Origin of the sequence: Achromobacter deleyi (assembly GCF_016127315.1) — a bacterium.
GTDB classification, from domain to species: domain Bacteria; phylum Pseudomonadota; class Gammaproteobacteria; order Burkholderiales; family Burkholderiaceae_B; genus Achromobacter; species Achromobacter insuavis_A.
Map to the genome: position 1 here is coordinate 3,668,481 of NZ_CP065997.1, position 19,609 is coordinate 3,688,089.

Sequence of the window (19,609 nt, forward strand, 5' to 3'; positions counted from 1 at the left end):
GTCATCCGCCCCGGCAGGGCTAGAAGCGGGACGACAGTTGCAGGCCGAAGATGTGGCCGCTGCTGTCATAGGTGCCCGCGACGCGGCCCTTGGTCAGCTGGTTGCCGGACGTGGTGTCGATGTCCGTCTTGCGCAGGTAGAGATAGGTGTAGCCGAGGTCCAGCGTGGTGCTCTTGGTGGCTTGCCACTGCACGCCCGTCGAGAACCAGTAGCGGTCGTTGTCGGGCAGCGAGGTGGGACGGTCTTCGGCCTTGTGGACCGGCGACTGATCGTAGGCCAGGCCGAACTTCCACTTCCAGTCGGGCGCGAACTTGTAGGACGTGCCCACGGCGATGCGCCACGTGTCGCGGAAGTTCAGCGGCAGGTCGTCATCGCGCGCGCCGGTGCCGGAGTTGCGGATCTTCAGATCGGGGATGCTGCTCCAGCCGGTCCACGAGATGTCGCCCAGCAGTTCCCACTTTTCGTTGAGCTGGTGGGTGGCGCTCAGGATCAGCGTGTCGGGCAGGTCGACCGAGGCCTTGGCGTCGAACGACACCGACTGGCGGGTCGGGCCGATGTTGTCGATATCGGTGTCGCCCTTGGCGGTGTGCTTGATCTTGGAGCGGTACGACAGGCCGATGCGGGTGTCTTCGGTGGGCTGCAGCATGAAGCCCACGTTCCAGCCCCAGGCGTCGCCCTTCAGGTTCAGGTCGGCGTCGCCGTTGGTGATGAAGGTGCCGCCGCCGGGCAGCGCCACCGGCACCACGGTCTTCTTCTTGTAGTTGGCGTCGATGTGCTGCCAGTTCACGCCGAAGCCCATCGAGAACTTGTCATTGACCTTGTAGGCGATCGAGGGGTTGACGTTGATCGTCTTGATCTCGAACTTGTTCGAGTGGTACTGGCCTTCCCAGCCGTCGTCGTACTCGGTCATCAGGCCGAACGGCGCGCCGATGCCCAGGCCGATGAACCACTTCTCGCTCAGTTGCCACGAGCCGTACAGGTTGGGCACGACGCCCAGCTTGCCGGCGTCGCCGCCGTCGCCGCCGGTGGGGCGGGTGCCGCCCAGCGCCGTCGGGTTGCGGCTGTTGCCGTTGTCCGAGAACTTGAACGAGGGCTTGATCAGATTGACGCCGCCCGAGACATTGATGCCCGGCAGGTAGGTCATGCCTGCCGGGTTGTAGTAGATGATGCTGGCGTTTTCCGGATTTGCCGCCGAGCCCGCGTAAGCGTTACCCAGGCCGCTGGCATTCTGCTCCAGGAGCTGAAAGCCGGCGCCGTGGGCGGCGCTGGTGGCGCCCAGGCCGACCACAATGGCGGACAGGGTGCTCAGGGACAATGAACGTCTGCTCATGGTACTGCCTCCTCATGTTGGATAGGTATGTCTCTATGGCACTGCCGGTCTCGTCGTCCCGGTCTATCCGGCTCAAGGGGGTCCAGGCCGGTTTGCTTTGTTACCGCGTTACTGCCGTTATTGCCGTTACTGCTTGCCGTTACTGCTGCGTCAGGCACTACTGCGACTGCTCTGGTAGTGCAGGGGACCGCCCGTGAACGGCGCGAACCCGGTTCCGAAAATCACGCCGGCGTCGGCCAGGTCGGCGTCGGCGACCACGCCGGCCTCGACCCGCTCGCGGGTGGCGTCGATCAAAGGCTGGATCAGGCGTTCGGCCAGGCCGTCGGGGGCGCGGGCGCCGCCCCGGTCGTCCTTGACCGGCTTGCCATCGCGCCAGGTGTAGAAGCCGCGGCCGCTCTTCTTGCCGAGGTCGCCACGCGCCAGCTTCTCGGCCAGGCAGCGTGGCGGCTCGGCGCCGCCGGCCAATTCCTGGCCTGCCGCGCGGGCGATGTCCAGGCCGACGGTATCGGCCAGTTCCAGCGGTCCCATCGGCATGCCGAACGCCACCATGGCCGCGTCGACGGCGGCGGGCGATAGGCCGTCGTCGATCTTTCGCATGGCCTGAAGCATATACGGTGCCAGCACCGCATTGACCAGGAAACCGGGGGCGCTACGCACCGGCAGGGCCAATTTTCCGATTTGTCCTACAAAGGCGCAGGCCCGCGCCAGCGTGTCGGCGGCGGTGCCGTCCGCATGCACCACTTCCACCAGCGGCATCTTGGCCACGGGGTTGAAGAAGTGGATGCCGACCAGCCGCTCGGGCCGGGCCAGCCCGGCGCTGAGCGTTTCGAGCGACAGGCTGGAGGTGTTGGTGGCCAGCAGCGCGTCGGCCTTCATGCGCGGCTCCAGCGATTGGTAAAGGCCGTGCTTGGCCTCGGGGTTCTCGCTGATGGCCTCGATCACCAGATCGGCCAGCGGCACGCCGCCACCGGTCGGATCGGGCACCAGCCGGTCGAAGGCGGCGCGGGCCGCGCGCCGGTCCTTCAGGCGGCGCGCGAACAGGGTCGCAGCGCGCTTGATGGCGGGCGCGATGCGGGCCATGTCCTGGTCCTGCAACGTCACCGTCATGCCCTTGAGCGCGCACCAGGCGGCGATGTCGCCGCCCATCACGCCGGCGCCCACCACGTGCACGTGGCGCACCGGGGCGGCGCCGGCCTGGCGGCCGTTGGCCTTGAGGCGCTCCTGCAGGCGGAACACGCGCAGCAGGTTGCGGGCGGTGTCCGAGGCGATGATGCCGTCGATCAGCGCGGGGGCCTGCAGGGCGTTGCCGCCGTGCTTTTCCCACAGGTCGACGATGGCGGGAGCGGCGGGGTAGTGGCGCAGCGGGTCCTTGGCGGCGATCTGCTTGCGGGCGCGGTTGGCGGCGACCGCCTTGAGCGGCCAGCGGTTGAGCCAGGCGCCCAGGCCGCGCGCGCGGCGCGGCGGCTTGCCGGACAGCACCATGCCGCGCGCCGCGGCCTGCAGCAGGCGGGTCGGCACGCGCGCATCGACCAGCCCCAGCGCGGCGGCGCGGCGCGCGTCGGCGCCGCGGCCGGTCAGCATCATGTCGAGCGCGGCGGGCGCGCCGATCAGCGCGGGCAGGCGCAGCATGCCGCCCCAGCCCGGGAAGATGCCCAGCATGACTTCCGGCAGCGCCAGCGAGGCGCCGGGCGCGTCTTCCACCAGCCGGTAGCGGCAGGCCAGCGCCAGCTCCAGGCCACCGCCCAGGCAGTGGCCCTGGATCAGCGCCAGCGTCGGGTAGCGCACCGCCGCCAGGCGGTTGAACAGGTTCCAGCCGCGCGCCACCAGGGCGCGGCCCTGTTCCGGCGTGTTCAGTTCGGCGAATTCGTTGACGTCGGCGCCGACGATGAAGCCGGTCGGCTTGCCCGAGCGGATCACCAGGCCCTTGGGCGGCTGCGCGTCGAGCGCGTCCAGCACCGCGGCCAGTTCCGCCATGGTGTCGGCGGACAGCGCGTTGACGGCGCTGCCGGCGCGGTCGAAGGTCAGCCACGCCAGGCCGTCGGCGTCGCGCTCCAGGCGCCAATGGGAGAGCGAATCCAGCGTGGTCATTGGCGGTCCTCCAGGGTTTCGACCAGCATGGCGCCGCCGAGGCCGCCGCCGATGCAGATGGCGGCCATGCCGCGCCGCGCGCCGCGGCGCTTGAGCGCGTCCAGCAGGTGCAGCACGATGCGGGCGCCGGAGGCGCCGACCGGATGGCCGATGGCGATGGCGCCGCCGTCCACGTTCAGGCGGGCAGGGTCGAGCGCGCCCCAGGCGGGCGTGCCGAAGTGCTCCTGGCAATAGGCGTCGTCCTGCCAGGCCGCCAGGCAGCCTAGCACCTGGGCGGCGAAGGCCTCGTTGATTTCCCACAAGTCCAGGTCATTGAGGCCCAGGCCGTGGCGTTGCAGGATCGGGGTGGCGGCGTGCACCGGGCCCAGGCCCATCATGGCCGGGTCGAGGCCGGCCCACTGGCTGTCGACGATGCGGCCCAGCGGCCGCAGGTTCCAGCGCTGCACGGCTTCCTCGGAGGCCAGCACCAGCATCGCGGCGCCGTCGGTGACCTGCGAGCTGTTGCCGGCGGTGATGTTGCCCCAGGGCTTGTCGAACACCGGCTTGAGCCTGGCCAGCTTTTCCGGCGTGGAGTCCTCGCGCACGCCGTCGTCGTCCGGGTACAGCTTGCCCTGGGTGTCGATCAGCGGCGTGATCTCGGCGAAGGCGCCGTTGGCGCGTCCGGCCAGCGCGCGCGCATGGCTCTGCGCCGAATAGGCGTCCATGGCCTGGCGGCTGATGCCGAAGCGGGTGGCGACGTTCTCGGCGGTCTGGCCCATCGACAGGCCCACCACCGGGTCGGTCAGGCCCTTGAGCAGGCCGATGACCGGCGCCAGGTGGCGCAGGCGCAGGCGGCCGAGCGTGGCGAGCCTGGCGCCGATGCCGCGCGCGGCGTACCAGCTGGCCAGCCAGCGCACCATGTCGTCCGAGAACAGCACCGGGGCATGCGACAGGGCGTCGGTGCCGCCGGCCAGCACCAGTTGCGAGCGTCCGGTCTGGATGTTGGCGATGGCCGAATCCAGCGCCTGCATGCCCGAGGCGCAGTTGCGCATCACCGTCCAGCCGGGCACCTTGTTGCCGCAGCCGAGCCGCAGCGCGATTACGCGGCCGATGTTGACTTCGTCGGCCGAAGGCGCGGCGCAGCCCACGATGACCTCGTCCAGGTCCGTGGGCGCGTAGGGTTGGCGCAACAGCAGGCCGCGCCCGGCCTGCACGGCCAGGTCGCCGGCCGCGAATGGGCCGGGGCCCGACCGCGCCTTCAGGAAGGGCGTGCGGGCGCCGTCGACCACGTATACCGGTTTGAATGCCATCCGATCTCCTCTGCGTGTTGACTGGCGCCCTCAGGCAGCCTTGCGTTCGTCCGCGGGTTTGACCGCGCCGGTGACGCCGAGGTCAAAGGGGAAATCATCCACTTTCACCACGGTATCGCGCAAGGTATTACGACGCTTGACCACCGCATATTCTTCGGCGGTGATGCCGCCGGCGGCGAACGCGGCGTCGGCCAGGTCGCGCACATTGGCCTGCGGGTTGCCTTCGAGCGCGCCGCTTTTCTCGAATTCACGGATCTTCGATTCGATCGGTTCGGCTTCGAGCGTGGCCGCCAGCGCCTGTTCGATCGCGCCGACCGGTTCGTCGGCGCTCGCGGGCAGGTGGCAGCCGGCGGTCAGGCGGTCGCGGGTCGCGCCCGGGTTGATGAGCAGCCGCGCCACGTCCTGGCCCAATTGGTCCGACGGCAGCGATTGCGGCCGGCCCCAGGGGAAGACGATGCGGCGCAGGCTCCAGGCGACCAGGCGGTTGGGGTAGTTTTCCAGCACGCCGTCGATGGCGTCCTGCAGGCGGAACAGCGCATCCTGCACCGACCAGTGCACCAGCGGCGCGTCGGCGTCCTGGCGGCCTTCGTCCTCGAAGCGCTTGAGCGCGGCGCTGGCCAGGTACATCTGCGAGAGGATGTCGCCCAGGCGCGCCGACAGGCGTTCGCGGCGCTTGAGGCTGCCGCCCAGCACCAGCATGGAGGTGTCGGCCAGCAGCGCGAAGGCGGCCGAATAGCGGCTCAGCAGCTGGTAGTAGCGCTTCATCCCGGGCGCGACATCGGCGTCGATGCCGACGAAGCGGCCGCCGGTCAGGGCGGTGCCCAGCGCACGCAGCTTGTTGCGCGCGACGAAGCCGACGTGGCCCCAGAAGGCGCGGTCGAAATCATGCAGGCCCTGCTTGCGGTCGGGCGACTGCGCCGCGCGCATCTCGGCCAGCACGTAGGGATGGCAGCGGATCGCGCCCTGGCCGAAGATGATCAGGCTGCGGGTCAGGATGTTGGCGCCTTCCACGGTGATGCCGATGGGGATCTGCTGGTAGGCGCGGCCCAGGAAGTTGGACGGTCCCAGGCAGATGCCCTTGCCGCCGATCACGTCCATGCCGTCGTTGACGACCTGGCGCGCGCGTTCGGTGACGTGGTATTTGACGATGGCCGACACCACCGAGGGCTTCTCGCCCAGGTCGACGGCGCCGGCGGTCATGCTGCGCGCGGCATCCATCATGTAGGTGTGGCCGCCGATGCGGGCCAGCGCTTCCTCGACCCCTTCGAACTTGCCGACCGGGGTGCGGAACTGGCTGCGCACGCGGGCGTAGCCGCCGACCGCGCGGGCCGTCAGCTTGGACATGCCGGTGTTGGACGACGGCAGCGAGATCGAGCGGCCGGCCGCCAGGCATTCCATCAGCATGCGCCAGCCCTGGCCGGCCATGGCGGGGCCGCCGATGATGAAGTCCAGCGGCATGAAGACGTCGTGGCCGCGGGTCGGGCCGTTCATGAACATGGCGTTCAGCGGGAAGTGGCGGCGGCCGGTGTCCACGCCCGGATGGTCGTGCGGCACCAGCGCGCAGGTGATGCCCAGGTCCTTCTTGCCGCCCAGCAGGCCGTCCGGGTCGTACAGGCGGAAGGCCAGGCCCAGCAGCGTGCAGACCGGCGCCAGCGTGATGTAGCGCTTGTCCCAGCTGACGCGCATGCCGATCACTTCGCGGCCCTGCCATTCGCCCTTGCAGACGATGCCGCTGTCGGGGATGGCGGCGGCGTCGGAACCGGCCCACGGGCTGGTCAGCGCGAAGGCCGGCACTTCCTCGCCGCGCGCCAGGCGCGGCAGGTAGTGGTTCTTCTGTTCATCGGTGCCGTAGTGCAGCAGCAGTTCGGCCGGCCCGAGCGAGTTGGGCACCATCACCGACACCGCCAGCGCCGACGAGCGCGTCGACAGCTTGGTCACGATCTCGGAGTGGGCATAGGCCGAGAAGGCCAGGCCGCCGTATTCCTTGGGGATGATCATGCCGAGGAAGCCGCTGCGCTTGAGGTAGTCCCAGACCTCGGCGGGCAGGTCGAAGCGTTCCTGCGTGATGTTCCAGTCGTTGACCATGCGGCAGGCCTCTTCGGCCTGGTGGTCGAGGAAGTGCTGTTCCTCGTCGGTCAGGCGCGGGCGCGGATAGGCCAGCATGCGCTTCCAGTCGGGGCGGCCGCGGAACAGCTCGCCTTCCCACCACACCGTGCCGGCCTCGAGCGCGTCACGCTCGGTGTCCGACATCTGCGGCAGCACCTTGCGGTAGAGATTGAAGATCGGCGTCGACAGCAAGGCGCGCCTGACCGGGCGCACGCCCAGCAGGACGACGGCCAGCAGCGCGATGACGATCAGCGCGACGATGACTGCGTTCATTTCCTTGTCTCCTTTCTCGAATTCTCTGGAACCGCCGCACCGCGCTGACCCAAGGGGATCTAGGAGGGGTGCTGCGGCAGGGGAGCGCGCAGGCCGCCGAGCAGGAAGCTCATCAGGCGGGGCAGCAGCAGCTCGGGGTTGTCGGGTTGCTCGGCTTCGTCCAGCGTCCAGCCGGTCACCGAGCGCAGCAGGTCGGTGCCGATGATGGCGTAGGAGGTGGCGCCGAGCATGAATTGAAAACGCCACACGATCTCGGCGCGCGGCACGTCGGGCAGCGCGGCGAAGAAGGCATTGCGGTAGCGCTCGAGCACGTCGGCGTATTCCTCCGCGAACAGCGCGCGGATGAAGCCGGCCGGGTCGGTCATGGTGCGCTCGAGCAGCGGCAGAAAGGTGCTGCCGGCCTGTTCGGGGTCGGCGGCCAGCCGCAGCAGCGTGCCGAAGAAGGCGTCGACGATCTGCGACGGCTTGAGCGGCTTGCCCTGGGCCTGCGCTTCCAGTTCGTCCAGCAGCCGCAGGCGTTCGCGGTTGAGGACTTCCAGGCGGCGCTTGAGCACGGCCTGCACCAGCGATTCCTTGGAACCGAAGTGATAGTTGACCGAAGCCAGGTTGACGCCCGCCGCGCCGGTGATCTGGCGCATCGACGTGCCGTCGTGCCCCTGCTGCGCAAACAGGGCTTCGGCGGTGTCCAGGATTGATTCGCGGGTGCTGGAGGATCTGAGTTCTTGCATTGGGTTGAATTCAAACGTTCGTTTGAAAGAAGTATGCGTAAAAGATGACAAGGATGCGACCCCGGCAATCCCGAATAGGGTTTACCCCTAAAAGCTGAGCTGGCGCGGCGCTCGTTCCTTTGCATGAGAGACCCTGCTGTTGGCCGAGGCGGCGCGCATCGCGTCGTCCAAATGGCGCTGCGCCGTTTGGCCTCGGACGTGCGTCCTAGGATGAAAGCCGTCTGGAAGGTCGCAGCGAAACGCCGCAGTATCACAGCGAGGACTTGATAGCGTGGCACCGTGGATGCGCCTGGCGAGCCCGATCGCCGTTCCGGTGCCGCAGGCCATATCGACCTGACACAGGAGCAGGAGACATGAAGACCTACAGAGTGGGGCTGTTGATCGATGGAACCGACCAGCCCGGCTGGATCCACGACATGGCTGAGTGGCTCGCGCGCAGCCAGGATTTCGATCTGTCCGCACTGCTGGTCATGGAGAAGGACGCCGCCGGTCCCGCGCCGCGCTTGGGCGCCAAGGCGCTGTTCGGCACGCTGTCGCGGCTCGAATCGCGGCTGCTGCCGGCGCGGCAGCGGCAGATGCTGACCTGCCGCGACCTGCGCGACGGCCTGTCCGCATCGACCACTGTGCTGACCCTGCCGCCCGGTCCGCAGGACAACGGGCGCGATGACGGCGTGGCGGCGCTGGGGCTCGACCTGGTGATCATGCTGGGCGCGTTGCCGCCGCCGCGCGCGCGCGTGGCGAGCTGGACGCGGCACGGCATCTGGCGGCTCAGTTATTCCGACATCGCCGTATCCACCAGCCGCTATGCGGGTTTCTGGGAGGTCTACCAGCGCGAAGACCACACCACGGTGAAACTGTGGCGCGTGGGCGCCAGCACGGAAGAGGACGTGTTGCTGGACCAGCGCAGTTTCAATACCGAGGTGTTCTGGCTGAAGAACCAGACCCGCGCGTTCAGCCTGGGCAACTTCATGGTCTACGACGCGCTGCTGGCGCTGGCGCGCGCGCGCCCGGGCGCGGCGCCGCCCGGCATGCAGATCATGAGCGGCCAGCGCCGCGACGATCCGGCCGAGTGGGACAGCGCCGCCTATATCGCGCGCCAGGCCTGGTTAATGACGGATTTGATTGTGCGGCGCGTCATGGGACGCAATGTGCGTTGGCGGATCGGTATGTTCGCGTCGACCCGGCAACAGGCAGTGGTATCCGAGGCGAAGGTGCTGCAACCACCCAAGGGGCGTTTTTTCGCGGATCCATTTGTTTATATGCGGGGCGAAAATCCATATATATTTTTCGAAGATTACGATTTTCACTCGCGCAAGGGAACGATCTCGGTCGCCACCTATGAAAACGGCGCTTTCCAGCTGCTGGGGACGGCCTTGAATCTGCCCTATCATTTATCATTTCCATATATATTCGAATACGAGGGCGTCACCTACATGGTGCCGGAAACGTGCGGAAATCGCAGTATAGAATTATGGAAATGCACGGAATTTCCATTGAAATGGGAATTGGATTTGACTCTGATGACCGATGTTTCGGCTGTCGATACCATTATTTTCAAACGCGGGGAATACTGGTGGCTATTAACCAATATCGACCGCACCGACGGCCAGAGCCACTGCGATGAATTGTTCGCCTTCTTCGCCGACTCGCCGCGCTCGAGCCACTGGACGCCACATGCCTGCAACCCCATCGTGCGCAACCCGATGCGGGCGCGCAACGCCGGAATCGTTGTCTCGCCGGGCGGAGAGGTGATCCGCTGCGCGCAGTACCAAGGCTTCTGCCACTACGGCAAGGGTGTCTCGCTGAACCGGATCGAAGAACTGTCGCCGTCGACCTACGTCGAGACGGATGGCGAAATCCACTACGCCGGCTTCCTGAAAAAACGCCATGCTTCAATGCACCATTGGCATCATCAGGGTGGCCATACGGTATTTGACTTCGCATATATGGAGTAAATGACGCGAGCTACCGAAAAATAAAAATGTTACCTATATTTCGATTGCAGCGGAACGCCACAGGCATAATGTGTCGGTGGAAACATATAGACAAGTCTGTCGCCAAATATCGCCTGGTCCTGCTTCCATTTCAGGCGGCGCGGGTCCCGCCCCGTTCCATCTGTCAGTGCCCTGAATCCGGCCCTGCCGGCGCCGGTCCGCAGGCGTGGCAGCAGACTGGGGGCTGGCTTTCCGCCCAGGCGGGCTCGGTGGAAACCCTAGCGGATAAAAGGATGAGAGGGGTGTCTCATCCTGTTTTATGAGAACGTTTACAGCTAACGAATGATTTCTGTTTTTGTCGGATTATATCGCTAGCCAGCGTCTTGATTTTGCCAATTTCGAACCATAAGATGGGTTCATGCCATCCGTTATGTTGGCTACGAAAGTCTCCCAACCCAAATGGCCCGGTGCAGCGTCATTAGATATTCCGGGAATCGCGGACCACCCCCGCGGGGTTGGAAAAAAAATAGTCTTCAGCACAGCGAAGATCCCTTCTAGGCCTGTTGAACAACCGGGAGGACACCATGGCCAAGATGGTCCTGATTGAAGCCCATCCGCTCCTGCGGCTGGGGTTGTGGCAGATTCTGAGCAAGTTGGACGATGTGTGGGAAATCGAGGGAATGGGGTTGGCCGATGTTTCGAAGGCCAATGGGGCGCATGCCGGCGCAGATCTTCTGATCTACGGCTTGCCCGTGGACAGCGAGGAAGCCTGGAGCACGCTGCATGAGATCCAGCGCGAACTCAGCCCGAAGCGCATCCTGCTGCTGACCGATGTCATGCCGCTGCCGATGCCGGTGCAGGGCTTGCCCGGCGCCAGCGTGTACGGTTGCCTCATGAAGACGGCGTCGGTGGAGATCCTGGAAGCGGCCATCCGCCTGGTCATGGCGGGCGGACAGTGCTTCCCGAGCGAGCAGGCGTTGCAGGCGCCGGCGCAAGCCAGCTGCGTGTTGCCGGCGCGCGAGGCCGATGACGCCGGCAAGGGCACCATGCCGATCAGCGCGGGCGCGCAGTTGCTGCAGATCACGCCGCGCCAGTACGAGGTATTGGTGTTGCTGGCCAGGGGCTATCCCATCAAGACGGTCAGCCGCATGCTCAACATCTCGGTCGCCACCGCGAAGACGCATGCCTGCACGCTGTACCAACGCCTGCACGTCAAGAACAAGGGCGAGGCCGTGTACGCGGCGCTGCAACGCGGCGCCACGCTGGAATGGCATGAGCCCAATGGCCGCGACGTGGACGCCGGGCAGCTGTATGGGCGCAAGCTGGGCTGAAGAACCGGGGCTGCCAGCCCCGGTTCGCGCCGTTTGCCAGGCGATGCGCGGCCTACGCCCATCGGCCTGGCCGGGCGCTCCCCGCCATCCCGCCTAGGGCATTCACTGCAGCATCGGCGGTCGCCGTGCCGCAGCATTCCTCCTCCAATCATCCTCCTGTACGAGATTCAGCGAACGTAGCCGCTGATAGCATGGGTTGTGTCCGCAAGCATGGGTTGAGACGGCGAATCACAATGCCCGCCCGAGCCACCCCGCGCAGCGGACGAGATTCCCGTGAGCCTGGTGACGCGCCGGAACCGTCGTCGCTGCCGTGCGCCGCCTTGCCATGGGAACCGTGTCTGGGCCCTGTGTCACAAGGTTCCCCCCGGGATGACAACCGTTCTGATCGAAGACTACGCGCTGCTTCGTGTCGCAATCCAGCATGTGTTGGAGCGCGTGCGCAATGCCGAGGACATCCTGGCGATCTCGCCAGCCCATCTCTTGAACATGCCCGGCTCGATCAACCGGCCGGTGGAATTACTGGTCGTCGGCTGCAGCGGCGTGGCCGAGCCCGACATCGGCCTGCTGTCGCAGGCAATGGCGCTGTTCATGCCGCGCCTGGTGCTGGCGCTGTATTCGGTGCTGGACCAGAGCGTCATGGCGGCCTGCGCGCGCGCCGGCGTGGCGGGTTATCTGCCCAAGGCCTCCAGCCCCGATGCATTGGCCGCCGCCGTCAGCCTGGTGCTGGCGGGCGGCGAATGCTATCCGCAGCCAGCGGCGCGGCCATTGGGCGTCTCGCAGACGCCGGTGCCGGAATTGCGTGAGCTGACGCAGCGGCAGGAGGAGATCCTGCAACTGCTGGTGCAGGGCAAGACCATGCGCGAGATCGGACAGCAGGTGGGCATTTCGGTGGCCACGGTCAAGAGCCATGCGCGCACCCTGTACTGGAAGCTGAACGCGCGCAACCAGGCCGAGGCGGCCTACATCGCCGTGCAGATGGGCCTGGTGCGCGGCAGCGGCAAGCCCGGCGAACCCGCCTGAGGAACCCCATGAAAAAGGGCGGCGCGCCCGCAAGCGCGCCGCCCTGGATGGCGCCTGGCCGTGATGGCGGCGTCAGCGCCCGGTATCGCGGCGCACGGCGCTGGCGGGGCTGGGCGCGGCCGGCGCGGTGACGGGATCGACCACCGCGGCGAATTCCCGTTCGGCGGCCGCCAGCACCGCGTCGACGTGCAGATAGCGCAAGGCGTGGCGGCGCGCGGCGGTGCCGAGGGTCTCGCGGATCTGCGCATTGTGGGCCAGCTTGCGCACGGCCTCGGCCATGGCCGCGGCATCCTCGGGCGGGGTGACCAGGCCGCAGTGCGCCACCACGCCGGCCAGCTCGGTGCCGCGGGCGGCGCCGCACACCACGGGACGGCCGCTGGCCAGCATGCCGGTCAGCTTGGACGGCATGACCAGATCGGCGGCGCCGGCGCGTTGCGGCAGCAGGTGGATGTCGGCGGTGTTCAGCAGCGCGCCCAGCCGTTCGCAGGGCTGCAGGTCGAGAAAGCGCACCCGCGCCAGGCCCTCGCACTGCGCCTGCAGCGGCGCCCGCTCGGGGCCCTGGCCGCAGAACACGAACCACAGGCGCGGCTCGTGCTGCAGCAGCCGCGCCACCTGCGCCAGCGTCTGCAGGCCCTGCTTGCCACCCATGTTGCCCGAGTACAGCGCCACCACCGCGTCGGCGGGGATGCCGAGCTCGGCGCGCAGGTTGCCGGCGCGATCGGGGGCGATGGCGTTGACGTCGATCCAGTTGGGCAGCAGTACCGCGCGTTGCGGGTCGATGCCCTTGTACAGCGCCAGGTCCTGCATGCGCCGCGAAATCGTCGAGACGCGGTCGAAGCGCCGCATCAGCCACCGCTCGGCGCGCTGCACCAGGCCGCGCAGCCGCGCGCCCTTGAGCAGGCCCAGGTCGAAGGCGGCGTCCACTTCATAGTCCTGGATGTGGAGCCAGGCGCGCGCGCCGCACAGCCGCGCCGCCAGCCACGCGGCCGGCGCGCAGAAGAGGGCGGGTTCGACCACCAGGATCAGGTCGGGCCGGCCGGCCGCCGCCCGCAGCAGCGACGGCAGGCTCGAGAGCGCGAAGCTGGCCAGGTGCAGCAGGCGCTTGGCGCCGCCGGGCTTGCGTGGCACCCACAAGGGCGCGCGCCGGACATCGACGCCGGCGCGGGTCTCGCGGCGGTAGCGGCCGGCGTGATAGCCGTCGTGGACCTGCCATTGGGGATAGTAGGGCGGGGCGGTGACGACGCTGACCTGGTGGCCGCGGGCGGCCAGCCATTCGGCCATTTCCGCGTTGTACTTGCCGATGCCGGTCAGTTCCGGCGCGTAGTTGATGCTGTACAGAAGTATCTTCATGCTGGCGGCTCCACGCGGGGTTTGACGGGACGGCAGGGGTTGCCCAGGCACACCATGGCCGGCGGCAGGTTGCGGAACACCGAGCTGCGCGCGCCGACCACGGCCTCGCGGCCGATGGTGACGCCCGGGCCGACGAACACGTCGGTGGCGACCCAGGCGCCGTCCTCGATGCGGACGGCGCGTTCGCGCAGCGGGAAGTCGGGCTTGCCGGCGTCGTGGTCGGCCGCGCACAGGTAGCTGCGCTGCGACACCACGGCATGGGCGCCGATATGGATCGGCCCCAGGCTGTAGATCACCGTGTCATCGCCGATCCAGGCGTAGTCGCCGATCTCCACCTTCCAGGGATAGGTCACGGTGGCGCTGGGCCGGATCAGGACCTTGCGGCCGACGCGGGCGCCGAAGCAGCGCAGCAGCCAGCGCCGGAAACCGTAGGCCACCTGCGGCGACCAGCGGAACAGCGACCCCTGCACCAGCCACCACAGCTGCACCGTCAGCGCCGAGCGGCCGCGCTGGCCGGGCGCCAGGGCGAACTGGTCGAGCCGCTGCAAGGCGCTCATTTGGCCGCTCCGGCGACCGTTCCCCCCTGTTGGCGCTCCTCGGGCACGGCCAGCCGCGCCTTGCGGATTTCCTCGGTCTTGATGCGGATCTGCCAGTAGTACATGGCGCGGGCGATGGCGTAGTCGAAGCCGGCGCGGCCGTCCAGCAAGCCCAGGCGCAGCACGTACGAATGCAGGAACGAGATCGGGGCCTTGAACGGCATGGCCTGGAACACGCGCTTGAGCAGCGCCCGCGCGCCGACGTTGGCCTCGCGCGGGTCATTCATCAGGCCCTTGATGCGCAGGTTGGCTTCCCAGTCGGAGTAGCGGTTGTGCTTGTCGAAGTAGTGGTACAGCGAGTCATGGTCGTTGTGCACCATGCGCGCCCGCAGCGCAAAGGTCTCGCCCTGCACCTGGGGCTGGTAGTGGCCCTCGACCTCCCACATGTGGGCCACGTCCAGGTCGTCGTAGTCGAGAAAGCGCGAGCGGTCGCGCGCCAGCAGCGCCAGCTTGTAGACGCGATGGCCATGGCGCAGCTTGCGGCCGCAGAACACATAGTCGAACGGCACGAAGGCGCCGCCGGCGCCGACGGCGAAGCGCGGCAGCGCGGCGCGGATCTCGGCGGCCAGCTCGGGCGTCATCTCCTCGTCGGCGTCGACGTACAGCACCACCGGGTGGGTGAAGGGCAGTTGCTCCAGGCACCACTGCTTCTTCTTGGGGTACTTGCCGTTCCACTGGAAGTTGCTGACCTTGGCGCCGAGCGCGGCCGCCATGGCGCAGGTGGCGTCGGTGCTGTTGGAATCGACCACGAAGACTTCGTCGAAGTCGGCCAGCGCCTTCAGGCACTTGGCGATATTGCGTTCCTCGTTCTTGGTCATGACGACCACGGATACCGGTATCTTGGACATGAGGCTTTCCTTTCAGGAGGCGCCGCGCCGCATCAGCGGCTGGAACAGATCGATGACGTCGCGGCAGTGCCGCTCCAGTGAAAAGGCGTCGGCGCGCCCGGGGCCGTCGGCCGCCAGTCTCGCGCGCATGTCGCCGTCGTAGGCCAGGCGCCGCACCGCCGCGGCCAGGGCCGCCGCGTCGCCCACCGGCACCAGCAGCCCGTAGCGGCCGGCGTCGAGGATCTCGGCCGGCCCGTGCGGACAATCGGTGGATATGACGGGTACTCCCAGGCACAGGGCCTCGACCAGCACGTTGCCGAAGCTCTCGCGCACCGAGGTCAGGGCGAAGGCGCCGGCGCCGGCGATCACGGGGAAGGGGTTGTCGATGTGGCCGGCCAGCGTCACCGGGCTGCGCGACTCGCGCGCGTCGATGCGCTTTTGCAGGGCGGCGTGTTCCGAGCCTTCGCCCAGGATGGTGAAGCGGATACCGGGGTCGTCCAGCAGCGCGGCGGCATCGATCAGGGTGGCGTAGTCCTTGACGGCCTCCAGGCGGCCGACCGCGACCACGTGGTACGGCGTGGCCGCCGGTTCGGGCGTCGGCGGCGTCGCGCTCTGCTCGCGCACGTTGTCCAGCGGCACGCCGTTGTAGATGGTGCGCACCTTGCCGCGCAGCGGCGGGAACATGCTGACCAGGTCTTCCTTGACGCCGCGCGACACGCCGACGACGGCATCGTGGCGGCGATAGGTCTGGCTCACCAGCCAGCACTTGAGCCGCCGCATGCGCGACGCGCCGTAATGGATGGCGGGGCTGCTGTGCTCGAAGGCGACGGTGGCGAACTTGCCGCGCAACAGCTTCTTGGCCAGCACCACCAGCATGTTGCACAGCAAGCCGTGCGAGCAGACGATGGCGGGCCGGTCGCGGCGGATCTGCCGCAGCAGCCGCCAGAACGCCACCGGCAGCATCAGCCGCAGCGAGGCGGGCGATTCGATCACCGGCAGGGCCCGCGTCACGCGCGGATTGGCGACCGGGTATTCGCGGTTGCGCGAACGCAGCAGGAACAGCGCGGCGTCCACGCCCCGCTCGGGCAGGGCATCGGCGATGAAGGCGACACATCTTCCGACGCCGCCGTGCAGGTCCGGCGCGACGAACAGGACATCAGGCATGGGGCAGTACTCGCGGTAGCGGCCGGCGCTGGGCGTCCGGACGGAGGCTGGGAGCCGCGGGTGCGGGCGGAGGCACGGGCATGGCCCGCGCATTGCGTATCAGCGACAGGCAGTAGCACAGCAGGAAGCCGGTGAAGGCGGTCTTGGGGGCATACGCCAGGCCCCCCGAGAGCGAGTCGACGAAGATGTAGATCGGCGCCGTGGCGAGCAGGTAGCGCCGGTGCAGTTCGAGTCCGGGATGGGCGTAGCGCCGGAACAGCGACAGCAGCAGGATCAGCAGCGGCGGCAGCATGATCATCACCGTGCCGACGATGCCGAACTTCATCAGATAGAAGGCCCACGAGTTGTGCGCGAAGGTGCTCAGCTCGAAGCCGTTCTCGCCCATCACCCAGCTGCGAAAACCCGCGCCCTTGCCGAACACCGGGCTCTCGGCGAACGAGTCCATCTGGCCCTGCATCTCCTGGATGCGGGCGCCGTAGCTGGAGTCCTCGTCCAGGCGCTCGACGCTGAAGACGCGGTTGGTCAGCACGTCCAGGTAGCCGATGCTGGCGAACACCAGGATGCCGGCCACCGCCGCCGGCGCGAAGATCATCACCACCCGGCGGCGTACGTCCGAGCCGGCCGCCAGCATCACCGCCAGCAGCACCGACACCATCAGCTGCAGGTACTGGCTGCGGTTCAGCGAGAACACCAGCGCCAGCAGCATGTACACCGTCAGCGCGTAGGCCTTGGGGCCGGACACGTTGAGCGTCTTGCGAAAGTACAGCAGCGACACCACGCCGAACGGAATCGCCCAGACGCCGAGCCGCACGTTGCGCAGCGGGTTGGCGACGCTGAAGCCCTGCAACTGCTCCAGCAGCATCAGCGTGGCCACGGCCAGGCACGCCGCCACGATGTACTTCTGCAGCAGCGCGTAGGCCGCCGGGCTGTCGATATCCTTGTAGCAAAGGAACGGCACGCTCAGGAAGTAGAAGACGATGCGCAGGTCGCGCGCCACGTCGCCGGTCTCGATGCCGGGATGATGCAGCGACACCAGCAGCAGGTAGATCACCGTCAGCACCTGCAGGCCCAGCAGCATGCCGAGCGTGCCGCGCGGCAGGGCATAGGCGGCGGGGTCCGCCAGCCGCAGCGCCTTGACCACCAGGATGGCGACGAACAGCACGTCGAACGGCGACAGCTTGAAGCTGCCGACCCCGAGGATGAAGTGATCGTCGTTCAGCGCCAGCGCGGTGAAGGCGAACAGGCCCAGCAGGTGCAGCGTGGAAAGACGGCGGTGCGGATGCATGGCGGCTCCATGGCTGGGTGGGGTCAGTGCGCGGCCCAGTCGTCGCGTCCGAACAGCTTGATGGCCAGCTTCTCGACCAGGTACGACAGGTCGCCCTGGCGCGCGTGCGCCGCCACCTGCGACGCCCGGCACGACAGGCCGAACAGCTTGCCCATGCCCGGTTCGGTGCGGCGGATGCGCTCGACGATCTGCTGGCGTTCCTCCAGCAGCACGTCCTGCATCAACGCGGTCTTGGTCTCGTCATGGGCGGTGTACACGCCCATCGCGTCCGGCACGATCTGGTTGCGGCCTTCGCGCAGCAGGCGGCTCCACAGCTCCAGGTCCATGCAGTAGCGCATGCTTTCCTGCAGCAGGCCGTGCTTGAGCAGCAGGTCGCGACGGAAGATGGCCGACTGGTTCGGGATCGAGGCCTTGACCACGGTCAGCGTGCCGCGGTTGACGGGGGTGTAGTGGATCTTGCGGAAGATGTGGTTGTCGGCGTCGGCCACGAACAGGTTGCCGCTGACGATCGGCGCCCGGCCTCGCGCCGCCGCCGCGCCCAGCTTGCGCAGCGCGCCCGGGTAGTACAGGTCATCGGAGTTCTGCCAGCCGACGTAGTCGCCGGTGGCGCGCTCGAAGCCTTTGTTGATGGCGTGCGACTGGCCGCGGTCGGGCCCGCTTTCCCAGTGGGTCAGGTAGCGCTCGTACTTGCGGATGATGTCGACGCTGCCGTCGGTCGAGCCGCCATCGATGATGATGTATTCCAGCCGCGGATAGCCCTGGTTCAGCACCGAGACGATGGTGCGTTCCAGGAAGCGGGCCTGGTTGAACGAGGGGGTCACGATGGTCAGCTTGGGCAACAGGCCGCCGGCGATCGGCGCGGGCGGACGCAGCTCGCTCACGAAATCGATCAGTTGACGCGAGTACTCGTTGTGACGCTTGCGCATATAAGACCTCAGCATGTTCACTACCGGGTGGCCGCAGGCATTGCGCCCGGGTAGTCGGGCCGGGATTGACGGATGGCGAGCGCCACGCCGGCCAGCGTGATCGCCGCGTAGGCCATGCGGCCCCAGGCCGCGGCATGCTCGCCCGCCGCGTGCACCAGGACGGCCATGACGCACAGCATGGCCAGGCCGCCCAGGCCGTTGAGAATGGCGACCGCGCGCGAGTTGCCCAGCCCGAGCAGGGAAAAATGCGCCGCGGCGTTCAGCGACAGCAGCCCGGAGGCGGCGATCAGCAGACGGAAGGTGCCCAGGTGGCCCTCGGCCACCGCATGGCCCAGCAGCAGGTCCAGCAGCGGCTGGCTGACCGCCAGCACCGCCACGGTGGCGCCGGCCGACAGCAGCAGGTTCCACCACATCAGGCGGCGGATCTCCTCTTCGGCCGCGCCGGGGTGCGGCGGCGACGCGGCCAGGCGGCTGACGCGCGGCATGGCCTTCTGGAAGATCGCCACCGAGGCGGTGTGGATCATCTGGCCGACCTGCACGCCGACCGTGTAGATGGCCAGCGCGGCCGGGCCCATCAGGCTGCCCACCAGCACCCGGTCGACCGAGCCGAACGCCAGGGCGCTCAGGCTGTTGAGCCAGGACCAGCGCGAGAACTTGAACGCCGCCAGCATCGCGCCGCGGTCGCGCACCGGGCGCACCAGCGCATGGCCGTAGCGGCGCGCGAACACGCGCATCTTGACCGAGCCGGCCAGCAGCAGGCCGACCGCCTGGGCCAGGCCGGTCCAGGTGGGCGAGGCGGTCAGCCAGGCGGTGGCGCAGGCCAGGGCCATGGTGCCGCTGCGGCTGAAGACCTCGCACAGGGCGGTGGCGCGGAAATCCTCGCGGCCCTTGAGGCAGCCGGACATCAGCTGGTCGTATTGCTGAGTCAGGTAGACGGCCAGCGCCGGCATGGCCAGCAGCGTCACGGCGACTCCGCCGAAGGTGGCGGCGGGCCAGCCCAGCCACACCACGCCCCACAGCAGCGCCGCGGCCGCCGTCACCACGCCGAGCGCGCAGCCGATCAGCGACATGGCCACGCCGGCCGCGCGGTAGGCGCCGCCCGGTTCGTGCATGCGTTCGGACACCAGCTTGGTGGCGGTCACGGCGGCGCCGAGGTTGGCGGCATTGCCGAAGCCGGCCAGCGCGATGATCATCGAGTACTGGCCGAAGCCCACCGTGCCCAGCTGGCGGAACAGGATGGGCAGCGCCACCAGCGCCGCGACCGGGCCGATGCCGTATTCCACCAGCCCCCAGAACGAGGCATTGCCGGCGACGTGCTTCCTGATGAGTCGGTACATCGGTAGGCCTGTGCTCGGTTGGCGT

The 19,609-nt window shown here is 68.0% G+C and carries 15 protein-coding genes; 3 read left to right on the top strand and 12 right to left on the bottom strand.

Features of this window, described 5'->3' with window-relative positions; translation table 11 throughout:
- Nucleotides 1-19: 19 nt before the first annotated feature.
- The 5 genes from I6I07_RS16890 to I6I07_RS16910 all read right to left on the bottom strand — a co-directional run bounded on the left by I6I07_RS16890 (nt 20) and on the right by I6I07_RS16910 (nt 7,814).
- Complete coding sequence (locus tag I6I07_RS16890) at nt 20-1,330, bottom strand: OmpP1/FadL family transporter (RefSeq protein ID WP_198482953.1); 1,311 nt, start codon at nt 1,328-1,330, stop codon at nt 20-22.
- A gap of 150 nt (nt 1,331-1,480) precedes the next feature.
- Nucleotides 1,481-3,418 carry a 3-hydroxyacyl-CoA dehydrogenase NAD-binding domain-containing protein gene (locus I6I07_RS16895; RefSeq protein ID WP_198482954.1) on the bottom strand — a complete coding sequence of 646 codons (1,938 nt, stop codon included), beginning with the start codon at nt 3,416-3,418 and terminating at the stop codon, nt 1,481-1,483.
- The gene (locus tag I6I07_RS16900; RefSeq protein ID WP_198482955.1) at nt 3,415-4,707 is read right to left on the bottom strand and encodes an acetyl-CoA C-acetyltransferase; all 1,293 of its coding nucleotides are present in this window, start codon (nt 4,705-4,707) and stop codon (nt 3,415-3,417) included. The genes I6I07_RS16895 and I6I07_RS16900 overlap by 4 nt, the downstream gene beginning before the upstream one ends.
- A 30-nt stretch (nt 4,708-4,737) precedes the next feature.
- Complete coding sequence (locus I6I07_RS16905; RefSeq protein ID WP_198482956.1) at nt 4,738-7,086, bottom strand: acyl-CoA dehydrogenase; 2,349 nt, start codon at nt 7,084-7,086, stop codon at nt 4,738-4,740.
- Nucleotides 7,087-7,145: 59 nt separating this feature from the next.
- On the bottom strand, nt 7,146-7,814 hold the full coding sequence (locus I6I07_RS16910; protein ID WP_006390308.1) for a TetR/AcrR family transcriptional regulator: 669 nt from the start codon (nt 7,812-7,814) through the stop codon (nt 7,146-7,148).
- A gap of 353 nt (nt 7,815-8,167) precedes the next feature.
- On the opposite strand from I6I07_RS16910, the gene I6I07_RS16915 reads away from it, so the two are divergent.
- The 3 genes from I6I07_RS16915 to I6I07_RS16925 all read left to right on the top strand — a co-directional run bounded on the left by I6I07_RS16915 (nt 8,168) and on the right by I6I07_RS16925 (nt 12,099).
- Complete coding sequence (locus tag I6I07_RS16915) at nt 8,168-9,769, top strand: hypothetical protein (RefSeq protein ID WP_198482957.1); 1,602 nt, start codon at nt 8,168-8,170, stop codon at nt 9,767-9,769.
- A 563-nt stretch (nt 9,770-10,332) separates the two neighbouring features.
- Nucleotides 10,333-11,079, top strand: a complete 747-nt coding sequence (locus tag I6I07_RS16920) for a response regulator transcription factor (protein ID WP_054474201.1) — start codon at nt 10,333-10,335, stop codon at nt 11,077-11,079.
- Between the two features lie 369 nt (nt 11,080-11,448).
- Nucleotides 11,449-12,099 (top strand): response regulator transcription factor, encoded by a 651-nt coding sequence (locus I6I07_RS16925; protein WP_198482958.1) that lies wholly within the window; start codon nt 11,449-11,451, stop codon nt 12,097-12,099.
- Nucleotides 12,100-12,171: 72 nt separating this feature from the next.
- On the opposite strand, the gene I6I07_RS16930 is transcribed toward I6I07_RS16925, so the two are convergent.
- From I6I07_RS16930 to I6I07_RS16960, 7 genes are read right to left on the bottom strand one after another with little or no spacing between them, the layout of a single operon-like run.
- Complete coding sequence (locus I6I07_RS16930) at nt 12,172-13,449, bottom strand: glycosyltransferase WbuB (protein ID WP_198482959.1); 1,278 nt, start codon at nt 13,447-13,449, stop codon at nt 12,172-12,174.
- Nucleotides 13,446-14,006, bottom strand: coding sequence for a putative colanic acid biosynthesis acetyltransferase (locus tag I6I07_RS16935; RefSeq protein WP_054431958.1), 561 nt, complete (start codon nt 14,004-14,006; stop codon nt 13,446-13,448). Before I6I07_RS16935 ends, I6I07_RS16930 begins: the two co-directional genes overlap by 4 nt.
- On the bottom strand, nt 14,003-14,893 hold the full coding sequence (locus tag I6I07_RS16940) for a glycosyltransferase family 2 protein (protein WP_198482960.1): 891 nt from the start codon (nt 14,891-14,893) through the stop codon (nt 14,003-14,005). The genes I6I07_RS16935 and I6I07_RS16940 overlap by 4 nt, the downstream gene beginning before the upstream one ends.
- A 12-nt stretch (nt 14,894-14,905) precedes the next feature.
- The gene (locus I6I07_RS16945; protein WP_198482961.1) at nt 14,906-16,036 is read right to left on the bottom strand and encodes a glycosyltransferase; all 1,131 of its coding nucleotides are present in this window, start codon (nt 16,034-16,036) and stop codon (nt 14,906-14,908) included.
- Nucleotides 16,029-17,321 carry an O-antigen ligase family protein gene (locus I6I07_RS16950; RefSeq protein ID WP_198482962.1) on the bottom strand — a complete coding sequence of 431 codons (1,293 nt, stop codon included), beginning with the start codon at nt 17,319-17,321 and terminating at the stop codon, nt 16,029-16,031. Before I6I07_RS16950 ends, I6I07_RS16945 begins: the two co-directional genes overlap by 8 nt.
- 23 nt (nt 17,322-17,344) lie before the next feature.
- The gene (locus I6I07_RS16955; protein WP_232625616.1) at nt 17,345-18,262 is read right to left on the bottom strand and encodes a glycosyltransferase family 2 protein; all 918 of its coding nucleotides are present in this window, start codon (nt 18,260-18,262) and stop codon (nt 17,345-17,347) included.
- Between the two features lie 5 nt (nt 18,263-18,267).
- On the bottom strand, nt 18,268-19,584 hold the full coding sequence (locus tag I6I07_RS16960; protein WP_198482963.1) for a lipopolysaccharide biosynthesis protein: 1,317 nt from the start codon (nt 19,582-19,584) through the stop codon (nt 18,268-18,270).
- Between the last annotated feature and the right edge of the window lie 25 nt (nt 19,585-19,609).

Coding starts and splice junctions, on each gene's coding strand:
- I6I07_RS16930 (WP_198482959.1), bottom strand. CDS start 13,449: ATGAAGATACTTCTGTACAGCATCAACTACGCGCCGGAACTGACCGGC.
- I6I07_RS16915 (WP_198482957.1), top strand. CDS start 8,168: ATGAAGACCTACAGAGTGGGGCTGTTGATCGATGGAACCGACCAGCCC.
- I6I07_RS16920 (WP_054474201.1), top strand. CDS start 10,333: ATGGCCAAGATGGTCCTGATTGAAGCCCATCCGCTCCTGCGGCTGGGG.
- I6I07_RS16895 (WP_198482954.1), bottom strand. CDS start 3,418: ATGACCACGCTGGATTCGCTCTCCCATTGGCGCCTGGAGCGCGACGCC.
- I6I07_RS16940 (WP_198482960.1), bottom strand. CDS start 14,893: ATGTCCAAGATACCGGTATCCGTGGTCGTCATGACCAAGAACGAGGAA.
- I6I07_RS16900 (WP_198482955.1), bottom strand. CDS start 4,707: ATGGCATTCAAACCGGTATACGTGGTCGACGGCGCCCGCACGCCCTTC.
- I6I07_RS16955 (WP_232625616.1), bottom strand. CDS start 18,262: ATGCTGAGGTCTTATATGCGCAAGCGTCACAACGAGTACTCGCGTCAA.
- I6I07_RS16935 (WP_054431958.1), bottom strand. CDS start 14,006: ATGAGCGCCTTGCAGCGGCTCGACCAGTTCGCCCTGGCGCCCGGCCAG.
- I6I07_RS16925 (WP_198482958.1), top strand. CDS start 11,449: ATGACAACCGTTCTGATCGAAGACTACGCGCTGCTTCGTGTCGCAATC.
- I6I07_RS16945 (WP_198482961.1), bottom strand. CDS start 16,036: ATGCCTGATGTCCTGTTCGTCGCGCCGGACCTGCACGGCGGCGTCGGA.
- I6I07_RS16910 (WP_006390308.1), bottom strand. CDS start 7,814: ATGCAAGAACTCAGATCCTCCAGCACCCGCGAATCAATCCTGGACACC.
- I6I07_RS16950 (WP_198482962.1), bottom strand. CDS start 17,321: ATGCATCCGCACCGCCGTCTTTCCACGCTGCACCTGCTGGGCCTGTTC.
- I6I07_RS16960 (WP_198482963.1), bottom strand. CDS start 19,584: ATGTACCGACTCATCAGGAAGCACGTCGCCGGCAATGCCTCGTTCTGG.
- I6I07_RS16905 (WP_198482956.1), bottom strand. CDS start 7,086: ATGAACGCAGTCATCGTCGCGCTGATCGTCATCGCGCTGCTGGCCGTC.
- I6I07_RS16890 (WP_198482953.1), bottom strand. CDS start 1,330: ATGAGCAGACGTTCATTGTCCCTGAGCACCCTGTCCGCCATTGTGGTC.